The 15,860-nt window shown below is 71.7% G+C and carries 17 protein-coding genes; 8 read left to right on the top strand and 9 right to left on the bottom strand.

What is annotated here, in order from left to right:
* Positions 1-26: 26 nt before the first annotated feature.
* Positions 27-656, top strand: a complete 630-nt coding sequence (locus AC3EO4_RS00360; RefSeq protein ID WP_379579928.1) for a winged helix-turn-helix transcriptional regulator — start codon at positions 27-29, stop codon at positions 654-656.
* A 23-nt stretch (positions 657-679) separates the two neighbouring features.
* Here the strand turns inward: AC3EO4_RS00360 and AC3EO4_RS00365 are convergent, their stop codons facing one another.
* Both AC3EO4_RS00365 and AC3EO4_RS00370 read right to left on the bottom strand, forming a co-directional pair.
* Complete coding sequence (locus AC3EO4_RS00365) at positions 680-1,858, bottom strand: ROK family protein (protein ID WP_379579926.1); 1,179 nt, start codon at positions 1,856-1,858, stop codon at positions 680-682.
* A gap of 193 nt (positions 1,859-2,051) precedes the next feature.
* Complete coding sequence (locus AC3EO4_RS00370; protein WP_379579924.1) at positions 2,052-2,954, bottom strand: phosphotriesterase family protein; 903 nt, start codon at positions 2,952-2,954, stop codon at positions 2,052-2,054.
* A 232-nt stretch (positions 2,955-3,186) separates the two neighbouring features.
* Here AC3EO4_RS00370 and AC3EO4_RS00375 point away from each other — a divergent pair, with 232 nt between their 5' ends.
* The 3 genes from AC3EO4_RS00375 (at position 3,187) to AC3EO4_RS00385 (ending at position 5,471) form a co-directional block, all read left to right on the top strand.
* Positions 3,187-3,624: a TIGR02611 family protein gene (locus AC3EO4_RS00375; protein ID WP_379579922.1), complete on the top strand. Its 438-nt coding sequence runs from the start codon at positions 3,187-3,189 to the stop codon at positions 3,622-3,624.
* Between the two features lie 61 nt (positions 3,625-3,685).
* Positions 3,686-4,552: a hypothetical protein gene (locus AC3EO4_RS00380; protein WP_431892805.1), complete on the top strand. Its 867-nt coding sequence runs from the start codon at positions 3,686-3,688 to the stop codon at positions 4,550-4,552.
* A gap of 13 nt (positions 4,553-4,565) precedes the next feature.
* Positions 4,566-5,471 (top strand): TolB family protein, encoded by a 906-nt coding sequence (locus tag AC3EO4_RS00385; RefSeq protein ID WP_431892806.1) that lies wholly within the window; start codon positions 4,566-4,568, stop codon positions 5,469-5,471.
* 5 nt (positions 5,472-5,476) lie between these two features.
* On the opposite strand, the gene AC3EO4_RS00390 is transcribed toward AC3EO4_RS00385, so the two are convergent.
* Positions 5,477-5,797, bottom strand: a complete 321-nt coding sequence (locus tag AC3EO4_RS00390) for a GroES family chaperonin (protein ID WP_354913060.1) — start codon at positions 5,795-5,797, stop codon at positions 5,477-5,479.
* A gap of 110 nt (positions 5,798-5,907) precedes the next feature.
* On the opposite strand from AC3EO4_RS00390, the gene AC3EO4_RS00395 reads away from it, so the two are divergent.
* Complete coding sequence (locus tag AC3EO4_RS00395) at positions 5,908-6,582, top strand: spherulation-specific family 4 protein (RefSeq protein WP_379579915.1); 675 nt, start codon at positions 5,908-5,910, stop codon at positions 6,580-6,582.
* Positions 6,583-6,601: 19 nt separating this feature from the next.
* Complete coding sequence (locus tag AC3EO4_RS00400) at positions 6,602-7,165, top strand: DUF1349 domain-containing protein (protein WP_431892807.1); 564 nt, start codon at positions 6,602-6,604, stop codon at positions 7,163-7,165.
* A 47-nt stretch (positions 7,166-7,212) separates the two neighbouring features.
* Here the strand turns inward: AC3EO4_RS00400 and AC3EO4_RS00405 are convergent, their stop codons facing one another.
* Positions 7,213-8,145, bottom strand: a complete 933-nt coding sequence (locus AC3EO4_RS00405) for an endonuclease/exonuclease/phosphatase family protein (RefSeq protein WP_431892810.1) — start codon at positions 8,143-8,145, stop codon at positions 7,213-7,215.
* 99 nt (positions 8,146-8,244) lie between these two features.
* The gene (locus AC3EO4_RS00410; RefSeq protein WP_379579909.1) at positions 8,245-8,580 is read right to left on the bottom strand and encodes a rhodanese-like domain-containing protein; all 336 of its coding nucleotides are present in this window, start codon (positions 8,578-8,580) and stop codon (positions 8,245-8,247) included.
* Positions 8,581-8,625: 45 nt separating this feature from the next.
* Between AC3EO4_RS00410 and AC3EO4_RS00415 the strand changes: the two genes are divergently transcribed.
* On the top strand, positions 8,626-9,330 hold the full coding sequence (locus AC3EO4_RS00415; RefSeq protein ID WP_379580272.1) for a TetR/AcrR family transcriptional regulator: 705 nt from the start codon (positions 8,626-8,628) through the stop codon (positions 9,328-9,330).
* Between the two features lie 4 nt (positions 9,331-9,334).
* Here the strand turns inward: AC3EO4_RS00415 and AC3EO4_RS00420 are convergent, their stop codons facing one another.
* The 3 genes from AC3EO4_RS00420 to AC3EO4_RS00430 are packed head-to-tail and all read right to left on the bottom strand — an operon-like array spanning position 9,335 to position 12,224.
* On the bottom strand, positions 9,335-10,150 hold the full coding sequence (locus tag AC3EO4_RS00420) for an ABC transporter ATP-binding protein (RefSeq protein ID WP_379579907.1): 816 nt from the start codon (positions 10,148-10,150) through the stop codon (positions 9,335-9,337).
* A complete protein-coding gene (locus AC3EO4_RS00425) occupies positions 10,150-11,163 on the bottom strand; it encodes a FecCD family ABC transporter permease (protein WP_379579905.1) in 1,014 nt (337 codons plus the stop codon). The genes AC3EO4_RS00420 and AC3EO4_RS00425 overlap by 1 nt, the downstream gene beginning before the upstream one ends.
* The gene (locus tag AC3EO4_RS00430) at positions 11,160-12,224 is read right to left on the bottom strand and encodes a FecCD family ABC transporter permease (protein ID WP_379579903.1); all 1,065 of its coding nucleotides are present in this window, start codon (positions 12,222-12,224) and stop codon (positions 11,160-11,162) included. Before AC3EO4_RS00430 ends, AC3EO4_RS00425 begins: the two co-directional genes overlap by 4 nt.
* Before the next feature lie 145 nt (positions 12,225-12,369).
* Between AC3EO4_RS00430 and AC3EO4_RS00435 the strand changes: the two genes are divergently transcribed.
* The gene (locus AC3EO4_RS00435) at positions 12,370-13,380 is read left to right on the top strand and encodes an ABC transporter substrate-binding protein (RefSeq protein ID WP_431892814.1); all 1,011 of its coding nucleotides are present in this window, start codon (positions 12,370-12,372) and stop codon (positions 13,378-13,380) included.
* Here the strand turns inward: AC3EO4_RS00435 and AC3EO4_RS00440 are convergent.
* Complete coding sequence (locus AC3EO4_RS00440; RefSeq protein WP_379579900.1) at positions 13,364-15,766, bottom strand: helicase-associated domain-containing protein; 2,403 nt, start codon at positions 15,764-15,766, stop codon at positions 13,364-13,366. The genes AC3EO4_RS00435 and AC3EO4_RS00440 overlap by 17 nt on opposite strands.
* Positions 15,767-15,860 lie beyond the last annotated feature (94 nt).

A 15,860-nucleotide genomic window follows, 5' to 3' on the forward strand; every position in this document is an offset into this window, starting at 1 on the left:
ACAAGAGAGGCCGGTATGATGATCGCGTGCGTAGCTATCAGGACCCGTGCGGCGTGGCCCGCGCGCTCGATCTCGTCGGCGACAGGTGGGCGCTCCTGGTGGTCCGCGAGCTGATGCTCGGACCCAAACGCTTCACCGACCTCCACCGCGATCTGCCGGGCAGCAGCCAGAACGTGCTGTCACAGCGGCTGCGGGAGCTGGAGGAGGCGGGTGTGGTACGGCGGCGCAAGCTCCCTCCGCCCGCCGTGGTCTGGGTGTACGAGCTGACCGCATGGGGGCTCGGCCTCGAACCCGTCCTGCTGCACCTCGGGCGGTGGGGGAGCAGGGCACCCATCACGACCGCGAACAGGCTCGGGGTGACCTCGCTGGTGCTGGCGCTGAAGGCGATGTACCTGCCCGGCTTCGAGGGGAGCCTCGAGCTGCGGATGGGAGAGGAGGTCTTCTTCGTGGAGACCTCGCGGGAGGACATCGCGGTGGGGCGGGGGCCCGCGGCGCGCCCCGACGCGGTGCTGAAGGGCGAGGCGGGAGCCCTCGCCTCGGTCCTCTTCCAGGGCGCGGACCCGCGGGAGGCGGTGGCCGCGGGCGAACTGGAGATCGAGGGCGACGAGGCGGCCGTGAAGCGCCTGATCGGCCACCTCGCGTCCTCGGCGACCTGACCCCGAGGGGCGGTCGCAGGGACTCAGCGGAGGACGGTGCGGTCCACGGTGCCGGGATCCAGGACGTGCTCGATCACCATGACGGCCGCCCCCACGACGCCCGCCCGATCCCCCAGCTCGCTGGTACGGATGCTCAGGTGCTGGGTGGCCAGGGGGAGCGACCTGCTGTAGATGACCTCGCGCACGCCCGCCAGGACGTGCTCACCCGCCTCCGCGATGTCGCCGCCGATCACGATCACCGCGGGGTTGAAGAAGTTCACGATCGAGGCCAGTACGTCGCCGACCTCCCTGCCCGCCTGCCTGATCAGCTGGACGGCCTGCGTGTTGCCCTGCCGTACCAGGTTGACGACGTCGCGGCTGTGGGCCGCGGGCACGCCCGCCGCGGCCAGCTTGGCCGCCACGGCCGCGCCGCCCGCGACCGCCTCCAGGCAACCGGTGTTGCCGCACCTGCAGACCACGTCGGCCGCCGAGGAGACGCGCACGTGCCCGATGTCGCCCGCCGCGCCCTGGGCGCCCCTGTGCAGGCGGCGGTCGGAGATGATGCCGCACCCTATACCGGTGCCGATCTTGACGAACACGAGCTGGTCGGCCTCGGGCCTGGCCGCCCAGTGCTCGCCGAGCGCCATGATGTTCACGTCGTTGTCGACCAGCACGGCGGTGCCGAGCCGTTCGCCCAGCCACTCGGGGACGGGGAAGCCGTCCCAGCCCGGCATTATCGGTGGGTTGATCGGGCGTCCTGACGCGTGCTCGACGGGGCCCGGGAGGCCGACGCCGACGCCGCACACCTGCTCGACGCTGTGACCCGTCTCCGCGAGGAGTTCGAGGAAGGTCTCGAGGAGCCACTCGAGCGTCGGCTCGGGGCCGCGGTCGATCGCGAGGTCGGCGGTGCGTTCGGCCAGGACGGTGGTGGCGAGGTCGGTCACGGCGACCCTGGCGTGGGTGGCTCCGAGGTCCGCTGACAGGACGACGCGGGCCGAGCTGTTGAACGCGAACGCCACGGCCGGCCTGCCGCCCGAGGAGATGGCGTCCTCGGTGGGGACGATCCACTGGTGGGTCAGCAGCGCGTCGAGCCGCTGTGACACCGTGGACCTGGCCAGGCCGGTGAGCTGGACGAGCTCCGCCCTGGTGCGGGCCTGGCCGTCCCTCAGGATCGCCAGCAACGCGCCTGCTCCGGCGACCGTGCCGCCCGGTTCGTTCAGCATGTCCGGAGACAACACCGCTCCTCCCTGTCCCCCATCAAGCGATATGTCGAATTGAATCACACTTCTGCTTGACCATCGGCGGAAGAATCATGTCATCTTCGGGCGCCGAGATGGGCAGGTATTGCCACGCGCCTGACCGGCCGCCGGGGTCGCGCATGGGGAGGACGGCGTGCTCGGCCAGGATCCGGTGCGGCTATCCGTTGGTCAGCCAGCGGACGGGGTTGCCGTGCGTGATCGAGCGGATCGTCTCCTCGTCCACCCCCGCCTCCCGCAGGCGCGGGAGCAGCGTGCGGAACATGTGGGAGTACCCGGATCCGCCGTACCGCTGGAGCTGGGCCACGCGGGACACCCCGCTGCCGAGCAGCAGCCGGCCGGCGTGCCCCTCGGAGATCAACTCCAGTGCGACGGCGGCCGCGCGCTGGGCGCCGAGCACCACGGAGGAGAGGTTGACGTAGGCGCCCGCCTCGGCGACCTTGCGTGCCACGGCGGGGTCGTGTCCGGTGCAGGCGACGCTCACCCGGGAGGCGGGCAGCCCCTGCCCGAGCAGGATCTCCAGCGGTGCGAGCGGGTTCTGGCCGTGGACGGCGACGGGCAGGCGGGTGGAGAGCGAGGCGCGAGCGGCGGCGACCAGGCAGCGCTCCTCCGTGGGCGTGGGCTCGGCGCCCCACGCGCCGACCTCGCCGATGACGCCGGGCAGGACGCCCGTGCCGTCGATGCCGGAGGTGATCTCGTCCATCAGCCGTGCGGTGAGGGTGTCGACGTCGTCCTGCCGCACCTGGGTGAACGGCTCGGCGTACAGGCCGGTCGAGGCGACGACGGGCACCCTGCTGCCCGCGGCGACGCGGGCCAGGGAGGCGGCGTCCCTGCCCATGCCGATGCAGGAGAGTTCGACGGTGAGTCCGAGGCCGTCCGACTGGCGCAGCTCGCGGAGCTCCTCGGTGACGGTGCGCTCCTCGTCGAGCCAGCGGTGCGGGTCGGAGTCGATGCCCACCGCCCAGCGCAGGTCGCAGCGCAGGTGCTCGTGGGGGAGGACGGCACCGGTGACCGCGTCGGCGCGGATTTGACCGGTGACGGTGCGTATCAGAACCTCGGGCATGCACGACATTAACCGATATTTGACGGTAAACGCCTAATGTCTGCCGAAAGCTTTACCTGACGAATGTTTCATGGCTGACCTGCGACGACGCGCGGACCCCGGCATGGCTCGCGTCACCGCGGGACACGTCGCCGCGCATCCTGGCCGGCTCCCCGCGCACGCGCGCCGAGAGGGGCCGGAGATGGAGTGGCGATCTACCAGGGAGCCTCATTCCGCCCATTACGCTGGATGCGTGGCAAACTCCGAAACCGGTGACGCCGACCAGCTCAAGGGCGAGGCGGCACGCCGCGCCGGCATACACGGCTGGCTCGACGGCATCAGGTCCACCAGGACCGGCGCCCTGACCCTCAAGATCGTCATTGGCGTGATCGGCGCGGTGATGGTCGTGGGGGGCCTCATCATGGTGCCCTTCCCCGGCCCTGGGTGGCTGGTCGTCTTCGCGGGCCTCGCCGTGCTGGCCACCGAGTTCCACTGGGCGCACAAGCTGCTCGAGTTCGGCAAGCACGTCCTGCACGCCTGGACCGAGTGGTACAAGCGGCAGGGCTGGCCCGTGCGGATCATCGTGCTGCTCGTCACGCTCGCCACCATGGGTGTGATCATCTGGGGCGTCACGAAGCTGAGCCTCGGCATCGATCTCATCGTGGAAGGCCGCAAGCTCCTCGGTATCTGACATTCATGCTCGTTCGGTCTGCCAGGCGGACGAAAGGGTGATCGCTGCCTAGGCTGCCGCCGTGCTCACCGTCCTCGTGGCTCTCGCCCTCATCCCGCTTCCCGGGACCTCCGTGGTGCTCCAGGAGAAACCAGGAGATCCCGTCCGGCTGACCGCCTACGGCCTGGGCACCAGGCAGGCCTACCTGCGCGGCGCTTCCACCTTCGTCAGGCAGCGCGGCGCCGCCGAGGTCGTCGTCTCGCCCGACGGCCGGATGGCGGCCGCCGTACCGGCCGCCTACCGGGGCGGGCGCGACGCGCTCGTCGTCACCGACCGCGCGACCGGCCGGGTGAAGCGCATCCCCACGGTCGCCCGGCCCCTGCTGGCCTCCTACGCCTCGTGGTCGCGCGACGGCAAGAAGGTTCTGCTCACGATGGAGCGGAAGACCTCCGGCAAGTGGGTCACGAGCGGCTACGTCACGGTCGACGTCGCCGCGGGCACCGCGCACCCCACCACCGTCGCGGGCGTGGACCCCGCGGCCACCTTCTGGTGGACCCCCGACGGCGGGGTGATCTCGCAGCACAAGGGGGACGCGATCGTCTACAAGGAGGGCAGAAGGCCCAGGATCCTCCAGGGCGTCGGCACCCTGACCGGGCCCGACCTCTTCTCGCCCTCCGGGGGGCGCATGACGACGTGGTGTCCCTCGAAGTTCGCCGAGCACGTGTGCCTGGTCGACCCCGCGACGGGAAAGATCGTCTCGCGGTCCGGGCTGAGGCCCGAGACGGTGGTCGGCTGGTGGAACGACAGCAGGCTGATCGCCGTCGTGCCCCATCGCAAGGCCTACAGGCTGGTCGTGGCCGACACCTCGGGCACGGTCAGGCGGGTGCTGGCGGCGATTCCGTCGGGCACCTGGCAGGCCGAACTCTGGCTGAGCTTCACCCGTAAGTGAGAGGGTGCCTCCCGTGAGCTTAAGCACCCTCCTTCTCGCCGCCACGCTCGCCCTCGCAGGGGCGGACGTGAGGCTGCCCGGACTCGACGTGACCCTGCACGAGCAGCCGGGCGACCCGAAAAGGGTCACCGCCTACACCACCGCCGGCTCGGCCTACCTGCGGACCAGGGGCGGCTTCGCGGGGCAGCGCTCCTACAACGACCTCGCCGTCTCGCCCGGAGGGGGATTCGTCGCCGCGATCCCCAGGAAGTTCGCCAAGGGCTACGACCGGATCGCGATCACCAACCGCGCGACCGGGAGGACCACCAAGATCCGCACGGTGAAGGCGCCCATGGTGGCGGGCACGCCGTACTGGTCGCCGGACGGGCGCAAGGTCGTGCTGACCGTCTCGAAGGGCGACGACGGAGGCGGCGGCTGGCGCAGCATCGGGTTCGTCGTCGTCGACGTGGCCGCCAAGCGCGCCCGGCTGGTCAAGGTGCGCGGCGCCTACCCCGACGCGCTGTTCCAGTGGTCGCCCGACGGCAGGCGTGTCGTCTCCGACTACTGGGACGGCGTGCGCTTCTACGTGCCGGACGGCAGGGTCGCCTGGACCCTCTGGCGTACTGGAGGGCTGGTCGGCGGCGAGAGCGCCTTCTCACCCGACGGCCGCAGGATGGCGACCTGGTGCCCGAAGCGGTACAAGGCCGCCCTGTGCACCTGGAACCCGTACAACGGCAAGCTGGACAAGAAGGTGAAGGTCCCCGCCGTCGCCTCCTACGGCTGGTGGGACCGCGAGCACCTGATCGCGGTCGGCAGGCACGGCAAGGGCTACCTCAGCGTCGTGGTCGACCTGAAGGGCAGGGCGGTGCGCCCCCTCGCCGACATCAGCCGCACCGCGTGGCGCGACTACGACCTCTATCTGAGCTACACGCGCAACTGAGAAGGCTAGAGGTAGAGCCCCGTGCCGTGGTCGGTCTCGTGTGTCGCCACGGCATGCAGGTCACGCTCGCGCATGACGAGGTAGACCTTGGTGTGGAGCTCGACCTCGTACTGGTCCTCGGGGTTGAGCAGCACCTTGTCGCCGACCTTCACCGAGCGCACGTTGGCCCCCACGCCGCAGACCTCGCCCCAGGCCAGCCTGTTGGCCATCTTGACCGTCGCGGGGATCACGATGCCGGCGCCGCTGCGCCGCTCCTCGCCGTCCTTCTCCAGCCGGATCATCACCCGGTCGTGAAGCATCTGGATCTCGAACTTGGGGTCTGCCACGAATGCCAGTCTACGCGGGCCCGTGAGGCCGATTTCCCTGACAGTGAGGTGGGCGGCCGATAACGTTCCCGGAGCCAGGGGGCGCGAGACGGCGGGGGAGGCGGCGCGCGGTGACCCGGTTGTGCGGCGGGGGGCCGCCCGGTGGGGCCGGGACCGGGCCCTTCACGCTCGTGCCCGCCTACTTCCACCCCGGCACCGCCGTCCACACCTGGCGGCGCCTGCTGGCCGATCCGCCGCGCATGGCGGTGGTGACGGTCGATCACGGCCCGGGTCAGGCCAGGGATCCAGGCTGCGCGGCCGCGGTGGCCGCGCTGCGGGCCGCGGGCACCGAGGTGCTCGGCTACGCCGAGACCGACTTCGGCCTGCGCCCCGCCACCGAGGTCCGCGCCGACCTGCGCCGCTATCTGGTCTGGTACGGCGTGCGGGGCGCTTTCCTCGACCAGGTCGCCGCCTGCGCCGACCGCGTGGCTCACTACAGGGCGCTGGTGGAGGAGGTGCGCGGGCCCGTCGTGCTCAATCCCGGCGTCTACCCCGACCCCGCCTACGCCTCGCTGGCCGACCTCCTGGTCACCTTCGAGGGGTCGCTGGCCGCCTACCGCTCCATGCGCGAACCGGCGTGGGCGCGGAGGCTGGCCAGGGGCAGGTTCTGCCACCTGGTCCACGGCGTGCCGTACGAGCAGGTGGAGCCGACCCTGCGCAGGGCGGTTCGGCACGCGGGAACCGTCCACGTGACGGACCGGACAGGCGCGGCCCCATGGCGGGATCTACCCACATATTTCGGGTGAGCATGGCAGGATGACCGCCATGATCATGGCCTTTGGCTCCTCCGACTGGCAATGGATCAACCCTCCCCGCGAGTGGACCGCCGACGACGGCCTGAGCCTGGTCTGCGATCCCGGCACGGATCTGTGGCGGAAGACCCATTACGGCTACACCTACGACACCGCCCACCTGTTCGGCCGGATCGTCTCCGGTGACTTCGCGCTCACGGTGACGTTCTCGGGCGACTACGCCGAGCAGTACGACCAGGCGGGCGCCGTCCTGCGGATCGACGAGGAGAACTGGGTCAAGGCGGGCGTGGAGTACGTGGACGGCGCCTTCCACCTCAGCACCGTCGTGACGCGCGAGGTGTCGGACTGGTCGGTCCTGCCGCTGCCCCAGACCTCGGGCAGCGTCACGTTCGCGCTGGAGCGCAAGGGCGACGCGGTGACCGTCCGCTACGGCCTGGACGGTGCGGCGCCCGAGTCGATGCTGCGGCTGGCCTACTTTCCCGCCGCCGTTCCCACGCTGGCGGGCGCGATGGCCGCCGCCCCTGTCGGCAAGGGCTTCCCCGTCCGCGTCGACGACCTGAGCATCACCGAGGACTGACGGGCGGCAGGCTCACGGAGGGCTCACGGCAGGGCTCACGGCAGGGCTCACGGGAGGGTGAGCTCGGCGAAGACGGGCCTGTGGTCGGTGCCGGCCAGCGGGTGGACGCTGAACGACCGCACCCCCATCCGCCGGTCGGCCAGCACGTGGTCGATCGTCACCCCCGGCAGGGGCCGCCATCCCTGCTGCGGCCAGGTCGCCGTGAACCCCTGTCCCCTCATGTCGGCCGCGTCCCTGTAGCCGGAGTCGAGCAGCTCCCGCACCGGCCAGTGGTCCAGCGTGGCGTTGAAGTCGCCCGCCAGCACCTTGAGCTGCCCTCCCGCCCTGGGCAGGGCCGTCAGCCCGGCTCTCCAGCAGCCCATCTTCGCGGCGTGACTCGGCGCGCACGGGTGCACGGAGACCACCTCGATCTCCGGCCCGCCCTTGACCTTGACCACCGCCCTGGCCTGCCGGAAGTTGCCGAGCGCGAGCAGCGGCTTCTCGGACAGCGGGTGCAGGGAGTAGATCCCCGAGCCCCAGACACCCGTGTGGGACCTGTCGACCGTGTACGGCATGCGCTCACGCAGGCCGAGCCCGTCGAGCCGCTCCCTGGCGACGGGGGTGAGCTCCTGGATGGTGAGGACGTCCGGCTTGAGCTGTTCGACCAGCTTCACCAGCTCCCCTGCGTCTCCCGCGCCGACGGCCAGGTTCGCCGCCAGGACCCTGAACGTCCTGCCGCCCGCCTGCGGGTCCCCGTCGGCGAAGTACCTCGGCAGGACGGACAGCGCCAGCGCGCCCGCCGTCACCACGGCCACCGCCGTGGGGACCCAGCGCCTGAGCAGGCCGGCCGCCAGCAGCGGCACCACGGAGGCGGCGGCGACGTAGGGGGTGAACGCGACCAGCTGGATCCACCGGTCGGCGATGTCCACGCCCGTCACCCTGAGGGTCGCCCATGCGGCGAACGGCACGACGAGCAGCCAGGCGAGCACGGTCCGGATCATGGAGGGCAACCTATCCGGTGCGTGTGCAGAAACCGTGAAGGTCCCTGCCGCGCTTCGTGCAGTCCGGCCCTCGCCGGGTGGGCGAGCGGATGCGGCGGGTCAGACGGTGACCGAGGTCTCCACCGGCAGGCCCGCCTCCACCCAGTCCTGGATGCCTTCGCGGTACTTGCGCACGTTGGTGTACCCGAGGGCCGCCAGCCGGTTGGCGACGGCCTGGCTGTTGGGGCAGGCGGGGTTGGAGCAGTAGGTGACGATCGCCGCGTCCCTGTCGGGCAGCAGGGCCGCCGCGCGCGCGTCGACCTCGCTCTCGATCAGGGCGACGGCGCCGGGCAGGTGCTGCTGCGCGTAGTAGTCGCCGCCGAGCGCGTCGACCACGGTGACCTCTCCTGCGTCGATGGCGGCCTTGAGCTCGTCGCGGGTGATGAGGGCGGTCATTGCGACCTCCAGAGTAAATGGACTACAGTCCGGTTTGTGGATGGCATGGAAATTACCGGACCGCAGTCCGGTTCGTCAAGCGAGCTTCTGGAGATCCTGCGCGGCCGCCCGCCCCAGGAACGGGCGGACGCGGCCCGCAACCGTGAGAAGGTGCTGGCCGCGGCGGCGAGGCTGTTCGCCGAGAAGGGCGTGGAGTCGGTCTCCATGGACGCGATCGCCGCCGAGGCGGGCGTCGGCAAGGGGACGCTGTTCAGGAGGTTCGGCGACAAGTCGGGGCTGGCGGTGGCCCTGCTCGACGCCAGGGAGCGCGACCTGCAGGGGCGCATCCTGTCAGGACCGCCCCCACTGGGCCCGCCGGCCGCGGGCCAGGACGGCGCGCCTCATGACACCGCGCCACCTGGCGCCGGGGCTCATGGCGCCGGCGCTCATGACGTCGCGCCCGGCGAACGGCTCGCGGCCTTCGTCGAGGCCTACCTCGACTATCTGTTCGCCCACCTCGACCTGGTGCGGATGTCGGAGACCGCCAGTCCCGGGGCGCGTTACAGGATCGGCGCCTACCGGTTCTGGCATCGGCACGTGGCGATCCTGCTCGGCCAGGCGCTGCCGGACGCCGACGCCGAGGTGCTGTCGCATGCCGTCCTCGCGGGGCTGGCGGGCGAGCCGGCCGCCGCCCTCAAGGACAGGTACGGCGAGCAGCGCGCCCGCGCCGCGCTCACGCGGGCGGCGCTGGCGCTCTGCCAGGGCCGATGAGGCGTCAGCCGCGAGCGAGGCCCGGCGTGACGGGGTTGCGCGCCCTCCGCGCCTCGGGGACGATCAGCGGCGTCCCCGACTGGGGGTCGGCGATGATCTCGCACCGCAGGTCGAAGACCTGCTCGACCAGCGTGGGCGTCATCACGGAGGCGGGATCCCCCTCGGCCACGACCGCCCCGTCGCGCATGACGATCAGGTGGGTGGCGTACCTGCAGGCCTGGTTCAGGTCGTGCAGCACGGCCACCAGGGTCCGCCCCGCCTCGTGCAGGTCGGCGCAGAGGTCGAGCACCTCGATCTGGTGGGAGATGTCGAGATAGGTGGTCGGCTCGTCGAGGAGCAGGATGGGCGTCTCCTGCGCCAGCGCCATGGCCAGCCACACGCGCTGGCGCTGGCCGCCCGACAGCTCGTCCACGATCCGCTCCGACAGCGAGCCGACGTCGGTGGCCGCCATCGCCGCCGCCACGGCCACCTCGTCGGCCTTCGACCACTGCCGCATCAGCCGCTGGTGCGGGTAGCGCCCCCTGGCCACGAGATCCGCCACCGTGATCCCGTCGGGGACGACCGACGTCTGGGGAAGCAGCCCGAGCCGCCGTGCCACCTCCTTGGACGGCAGTGAGGTGATCACGCTCCCGTCCAGGCGCACCGCGCCCGCGCGCGGCTTGAGCATCCTGGCCAGCGCGCGCAGCAACGTCGATTTGCCGCAGGCGTTCGGGCCGATGATCACGGTGAACGACCCGTCGGGGATCTCCACGTTCAGCGACGTCGCCACCACCCGCTGTTCGTAGGCGAGGGTGAGGTCGGAGCCGGTCAGCCGAGCCATCAGCGGCGTTCCTTTCTCAGCAACAGGGCCAGGTAGGTGCCGCCGATGGCGGCGGTCAGCACGCCGACCGGGAGCTGGGTGGGGGCGAGCAGGCGCTGGGCCGCCAGGTCGGCCGCGGTCAGCAGGACGGCGCCGGTCAGGGCGGAGGCGGTCAGCGTCACGCCGGGGGACCGGGTCATCCTTCTGGCCAGCTGCGGCGCCGCCATCGCGACGAAGATCACCGGGCCCGCGGCGGCGGTGGCGGCCCCGCACAGCAGGACACCCGCGACGATCGCGGCCGCTCGCACGGGCTCCACCCTGATGCCGACGGCCCTGGCCGCGTCGTCGCCCATCTCCATCATCCGTAGCGGCCTGGAGACGTAGCAGCAGACGGGGACGAGCACGACGAGCGCGAGGGCGACGGGGATCGCGTGCTCCCAGCCCCGACCGCCGAGGCTGCCGGTGAGCCACGCGCCCGCGTTGGCCGCGTCGTTGATGTTCGCCTTGGTGAGGAGGTAGGAGTCGGCCGACAGCAGCAGGGCGTTGACGCCGATGCCGACCAGGACCAGCCGGTAGCCCTGCACGCCCCCGCGGAAGGCCAGCGCGTAGACCAGCGCCGCGGAGATCACGCAGCCGAGCATCGAGCCCGCGGCGATCTGCGCCGCCGTCCCGCCCATGACCACGGCGACGACGCCGCCGGTCGACGCGCCCGCGGTGAAGCCGATGAAGTCGGGGCTGCCCAGCGGATTGCGCGTGAGGGACTGGAAGATCGCCCCGCTCAGGCCGAAGGCGGCGCCCACGGCCAGGCCCGTGACCACGCGGGGCGCGCGCAGCTCGCTGACGATCAGCTCGGCCACCGGCGAGCCCTCGCCGAACAGGGCGGCGACGATGTCGCCGACAGGCACGGTGAACTCGCCCGTGCAGACCGCGACCAGCGCGAGCACGACCGCGGTCACCAGCAGCGCGAGGCTCACCAGGAAGGCGCGCGGCGCCAGCCGTACCGAGTAGGGGCCGACGCGAACGGGGGTGGTCATAGCGCGGCCACCCTCCTGCGCCTGGCCAGCAGGATGAAGACCGGAGCGCCGATCACCGCGCACATGATGCCGACCTGCACCTCTCCCGGCCGCGCGATGACCCGCCCGGCGATGTCGGCGACGAGCAGCACCACCGGCGCGAGGACCGCCGCGTACGGCAGCAGCCAGCGCTGGTCCGGCCCCACGACCGCGCGTACGGCATGCGGCACCGCGAGGCCGACGAACCAGAGCGGGCCCGCGCCCGCCGTGGCCGCGCCGCACAGCAGCGTGACCGCGACCGCGGTCAGCACCCTGGTGCGCCCGACGGCCACGCCGAGCGCCCTGCCCGCCTCCTCGCCCAGCGCCAGCGCGTTGAGCGGCCCGGCCAGCAGCAGCCCGAGCACGACGCCGGCCACCATGAACGGCACCAGTCGCACGGTCACGTCGGCGGTCTGGGCGGCAAGCGAGCCGGTCAGCCAGAACCGCATGCGGTCGAACGCCTGGGAGTCCATGCGCAGGATCGCCTGGGAGACGGCGGTGAACACCATGCCGAGCGCCACGCCCGCCAGCGCCAGCCGTACGGGGGAGGCGCCCGAGCGCGCGGCCGAGCCGAGCGCGTAGACCAGCGCCGAGGCCAGCGCGGCGCCGCCGAAGGCGAACCACACGTAGGCGGCGGGGTCGGTGAGCCCGAACACGCCGATCGCGACGGTCGCGCCGAGCGCCGCGCCCTGGTTGATGCCGAGCAGCCCCGGATCGGCAAGCGGGTTGCGGGTCAGGCTCTGCATGAGGGCTCCCGCCAGCCCGAGCGCCGCACCGACGCCGAGGCCGAGGATCGTGCGCGGCACTCTCAGCTCGCGGATGACGGTGTGGTCGCTGGAGCCGTCCGGCGCCACGAAGGCGCTGATGACCGTCGACAGCGGCACCGAGCGCGCGCCGAGGGCGACACTCAGCAAGGCCACCAGCACGAGCAGTCCGAACGCGGCCAGCAGCCCCGCCGCCAGTACGGCGGGGCGGCCTCGTCCGGCCGTACTGGCGGCGGCCGGTTCCGACTTGGCCGGGCCGGACAGTGGAGGCGCGGTCACGTTTCCCTCTCGTCGTAGCTGAGTTAGGCGAGGCTAATCTAACAACGCCTTTGTGGCGTTCGGTCACCCCCGTGTGCTTCGTGAAGGTAAGGCTAAGCTAATCTCCTTGTCCGGTTTAGGTAAGCCTCACCTTAGGAGTAGCACGATGTCGGTATCCCGCAGGGGTTTCGTCGCGGCGGCCACCGGCCTGGGCGCGGTGCTGGCCCTCGCCGCGTGCGGCGGGCAGTCGGCGCCCGCGCCTGCCACGCAGGCGGCGCAGGCCAGTGCCGCTGCCACCCCCTTCTCCTACACCGACGACCGAGGCAAGAAGATCGAGCTTCCCGGGACCCCGGGCAGGATCGTGGCTCAGGTCGGCTCGGCCGCCGCGCTCTGGGACTTCGGCGTCAAGCCGATCGCCGTCTTCGGCCCGCACAAGCTCGAAAGCGGCGAGCGCGACCCCCAGGTGGGCAACGTCGACATCACCCAGGTCAAGGGCCTGGGCAACGTCTGGGACGAGTTCAACGTCGAGCAGTACATCGGCCTGCAGCCCGAGCTGCTGGTCAGCAGCATGTACCTGAAGGACACGCTCTGGTACGTGCCGGAGAAGTCCAAGGACACGATCGAGAAGGTCGCTCCGAGCGCGGGCGTCATGCTCACCGGCAGGAACGCCACCGAGGTGATCGCCAAGTACGGTGACCTGGCGGCCAAGCTCGGCGCCGACATCAACGCACCCGAGATCACCCAGGCCAAGACCCGCTACGAGGCCGCGCTCCAGGAGCTGGAGAAGCTCTCCGCCAAGGGCCTGAAGATCGAGCTGGTCTCCGGCAGCCCCGACGCGATGTACGTCTCGACGCCCGAGATGGTGCCCGACTTCAAGCTGCTGAGCGACGCCGGTCTCGACATCGTCAGGCCGAAGGTCGACGCCCAGGGCTACTTCGAGCCGCTGAGCTGGGAGAACGCCGACAAGTACGAGGCGGACGTCGTCCTGTTCGACAGCAGGACCCAGGCTCTCGGCCTGGAGGAGATGAAGAAGAAGCCGACCTTCGCCAAGCTCCCGGCCGTCGCCAAGGGCCAGGTCTACCCGATGTGGGTCGAGACCCCCTACAGCTACCAGAAGTGGGCCGAGCTGCTCGAAGGCCTGGTGGCCGACCTGGGGAAGGCTAGTAAGCTCCCCTGACCTCGACGATCTCCGCCAGCGGGAACTCCAGGTAGTCGCCCGCCTCCTCGCACCAGGCGTCGAGCGCCCCTCCGCGCAGCTCGCCGTGGCTGATCGTCGCGGTCAGCCCGTCGGTCAGCGTGATGCCCGCCCGTACTCCCCGGTCGACGACGAAGCCCAGCAGCGACTGCTGGGCCGTCGGCAGCCTGGTCGCGTTCCGCCCGATGATCGCCCAGGTGCGGCCGCTCTGCTCGACGTCGTCCTGCGCCCCGAGCAGGCGGCGGGCGTGCTCGTGGGGGTCGGGCGGGGGCTCGGCGAGGACGTGCGCGGGCACCTCCACCTCGGCCACCTGGCCGCCGGGCAGCAGGATCAGCTTGCCGTTCTGCGGATCCTCGTTGCTCGCGATCCTGGTGCGCCTGATGGAGATCTCTCCCGTGTCGGCGATCGGCACGGGCGCGTAGCCGTTCTCCCTCAGCGCGGCCAGCGTGCGCTCGGTCGGCGTGGAGCTGACCAGCACGGTCGGGGCCAGCAGCCGCAGGCCCAGCCTGGCCAGGCGCCGGTGCTGGGAGATCTCGGCCAGCAGGGCAGGGTCGGAGGCCTGCACGATGCACGCCACCGTCGTCACCGTCACCTCGCCGTGCCTGCGCGCCACGTCACGGATGAGGTACTCCAGCGGCTGAGGGATCGCGCCGACCTCGCCCAGCTCGCCCAGCAGTTCGTCGGCGTCATAGCCCTGGTCGAGCGCGCCGCGCACGCTCTCGGTGGTGAAGCGCCACACCGAGGCGGCGCCGCGGGTCTCCCGTTCGGCCACCCTGTCGAGCAGTTCGGCCAGCTCGGTGCTGGGCGGCCCGGTGACCACCGCGGTCAGGTCGGGGCCGAACAGCGCGCTCCTGCGCACGCTCGCCAGCGCCCTGGTCGAGGCCTCCGCCAGGACGGGGTCGTGCTCGACGAGCGGGACGGTGTCGTCGTTCTCGTCCCCCGCGTGGGCGCTCAGCCCGGCCAGCGCCCTGCCGAGATCGGTGAGCGCGCAGTTGGCCAGCAGGCCGAGCAGCCTGGCCTCCTCCAGCACGGCCGAGGCGCAGTCGGCGAGCAGGGCCTGGTCGAGCAGGGGTGCCTGCCAGTGGGCGCTGCGCACGAGGCTGCCCCTGTCGGCGAAGGCCGTACCCGAGGGCAGGTGGGACAGGACGCCCATCACCGCCCTGCGCACGCGGGCGATGGCCGCACCGCTCTGGTCGTCGCCGAGCACGGTGAGGTACTTGCCCTCGACCTTGCGCAGCGACGAACGCTCCATCCGCCACCAGGCCGACAGCAGCACGCGCAGCCTGGCCGAGCCCTCGTCGAGCCGCCACCGGTCGAAGCGGTCGGTGGGCACCATGCCCGCCGACTTCTCATCCCAGGCGAGCAACCGGGCGACGGCGCAGATCTCCAGCAGCAGCCTGGTCTCGTCCTCGTCGCAGCCGGTCTCCTTGGCCACCCTGCGCACCTCGCGCACGCCCACCCCGCCGGTCTTCAGCAACGGCAGCGGGGTCTTGGCGGTGTTGTCGAGCAGTGCCGCGCAGCGCTCGACCACGTGGGGAGCGGCCAGTGTCATCAGGTGGTCGACCTCTTCGGGATCGACGGGGATGGTCGGCACCTCGGGCGGCTCGGGGGTGAAGGGCGGGTGATAGCCGTCGCCGCGCAACGACAGCGCCACCTCCCGCGGCATCTCGGCCAGCTCCCAGCGGGGGCGGTAGAGCAGGCCGTGGTCGGCCGCCCACTTCTCCGGCGTGCCGAGCGTCACGAACCTGCCACCGTCGACGTCGCGGACCGGCCCGTCCCACGCGAAGTCGGCCAGCAGCCGTTCGGTGCCCTCGGGCGCGTTGCGCAGCAGCGCGGTCAGGCGGCCCCCGTCCGACAGCACCTCCGTCACCCTGACGATGGTGCGGCGCTTGTTGCCGTGGGGCGGCAACCCGAGATTGCGGGCCAGCGCGCGCAACGTGTCGTTGCTGATGGTCCAGGAGTTGAGGTAGTGGTCGAGCGGCTCGCCGAGGCCGAGCGGCGCCGCCCACCAGCGCGAGACCGCCGTGGCCAGATGCACGCCGCCGTCCTCGTCGGGCCAGGCGAGCGCGTGGTCGTAGACGACGTCGAGCCAGGGGACGACCCGTGCCACGGGCGCGTCGAGGAAACCGGCCAGCCGCTCGGGGCTGACGCCGTCACCGAGCACCAGGCAGGTCTGCGTGATCTCCAGACACGGCAGCGGCAGCGTCCGCATCGCCTCCATGACGGCGAAACCGTTGCCCAGCCGCTGGGCGAGCGTGTCGAGCCGGCGCGGCCACGGGGCCGCGATGGCATCCGGTCGGTTGGACAGGACGCGGGCGAGCCTCGCTTCGTCCAGTGTTCGCAGCCAGCCGAGCAGGTGATCATCCATCTGTCAGCACTCTCAGTGGGTCGCGCGCGGGGACTCGCCGTGAGCCTTGATCATCCACGTGGGCCTCACTACGAGGCAGACCTCAGCATACGCG

The organism is Nonomuraea sp. bgisy101 (assembly GCF_057708945.1).

Excerpts from the sequence above, each read along its gene's own strand:
- AC3EO4_RS00415 (WP_379580272.1), top strand. The coding sequence starts at position 8,626 with ATGGAAATTACCGGACCGCAGTCCGGTTCGTCAAGCGAGCTTCTGGAG.
- AC3EO4_RS00435 (WP_431892814.1), top strand. The coding sequence starts at position 12,370 with ATGTCGGTATCCCGCAGGGGTTTCGTCGCGGCGGCCACCGGCCTGGGC.
- AC3EO4_RS00425 (WP_379579905.1), bottom strand. The coding sequence starts at position 11,163 with ATGACCACCCCCGTTCGCGTCGGCCCCTACTCGGTACGGCTGGCGCCG.
- AC3EO4_RS00365 (WP_379579926.1), bottom strand. The coding sequence starts at position 1,858 with ATGCTGAACGAACCGGGCGGCACGGTCGCCGGAGCAGGCGCGTTGCTG.
- AC3EO4_RS00420 (WP_379579907.1), bottom strand. The coding sequence starts at position 10,150 with ATGGCTCGGCTGACCGGCTCCGACCTCACCCTCGCCTACGAACAGCGG.
- AC3EO4_RS00440 (WP_379579900.1), bottom strand. The coding sequence starts at position 15,766 with ATGGATGATCACCTGCTCGGCTGGCTGCGAACACTGGACGAAGCGAGG.
- AC3EO4_RS00400 (WP_431892807.1), top strand. The coding sequence starts at position 6,602 with ATGATCATGGCCTTTGGCTCCTCCGACTGGCAATGGATCAACCCTCCC.
- AC3EO4_RS00405 (WP_431892810.1), bottom strand. The coding sequence starts at position 8,145 with ATGATCCGGACCGTGCTCGCCTGGCTGCTCGTCGTGCCGTTCGCCGCA.
- AC3EO4_RS00410 (WP_379579909.1), bottom strand. The coding sequence starts at position 8,580 with ATGACCGCCCTCATCACCCGCGACGAGCTCAAGGCCGCCATCGACGCA.
- AC3EO4_RS00370 (WP_379579924.1), bottom strand. The coding sequence starts at position 2,954 with ATGCCCGAGGTTCTGATACGCACCGTCACCGGTCAAATCCGCGCCGAC.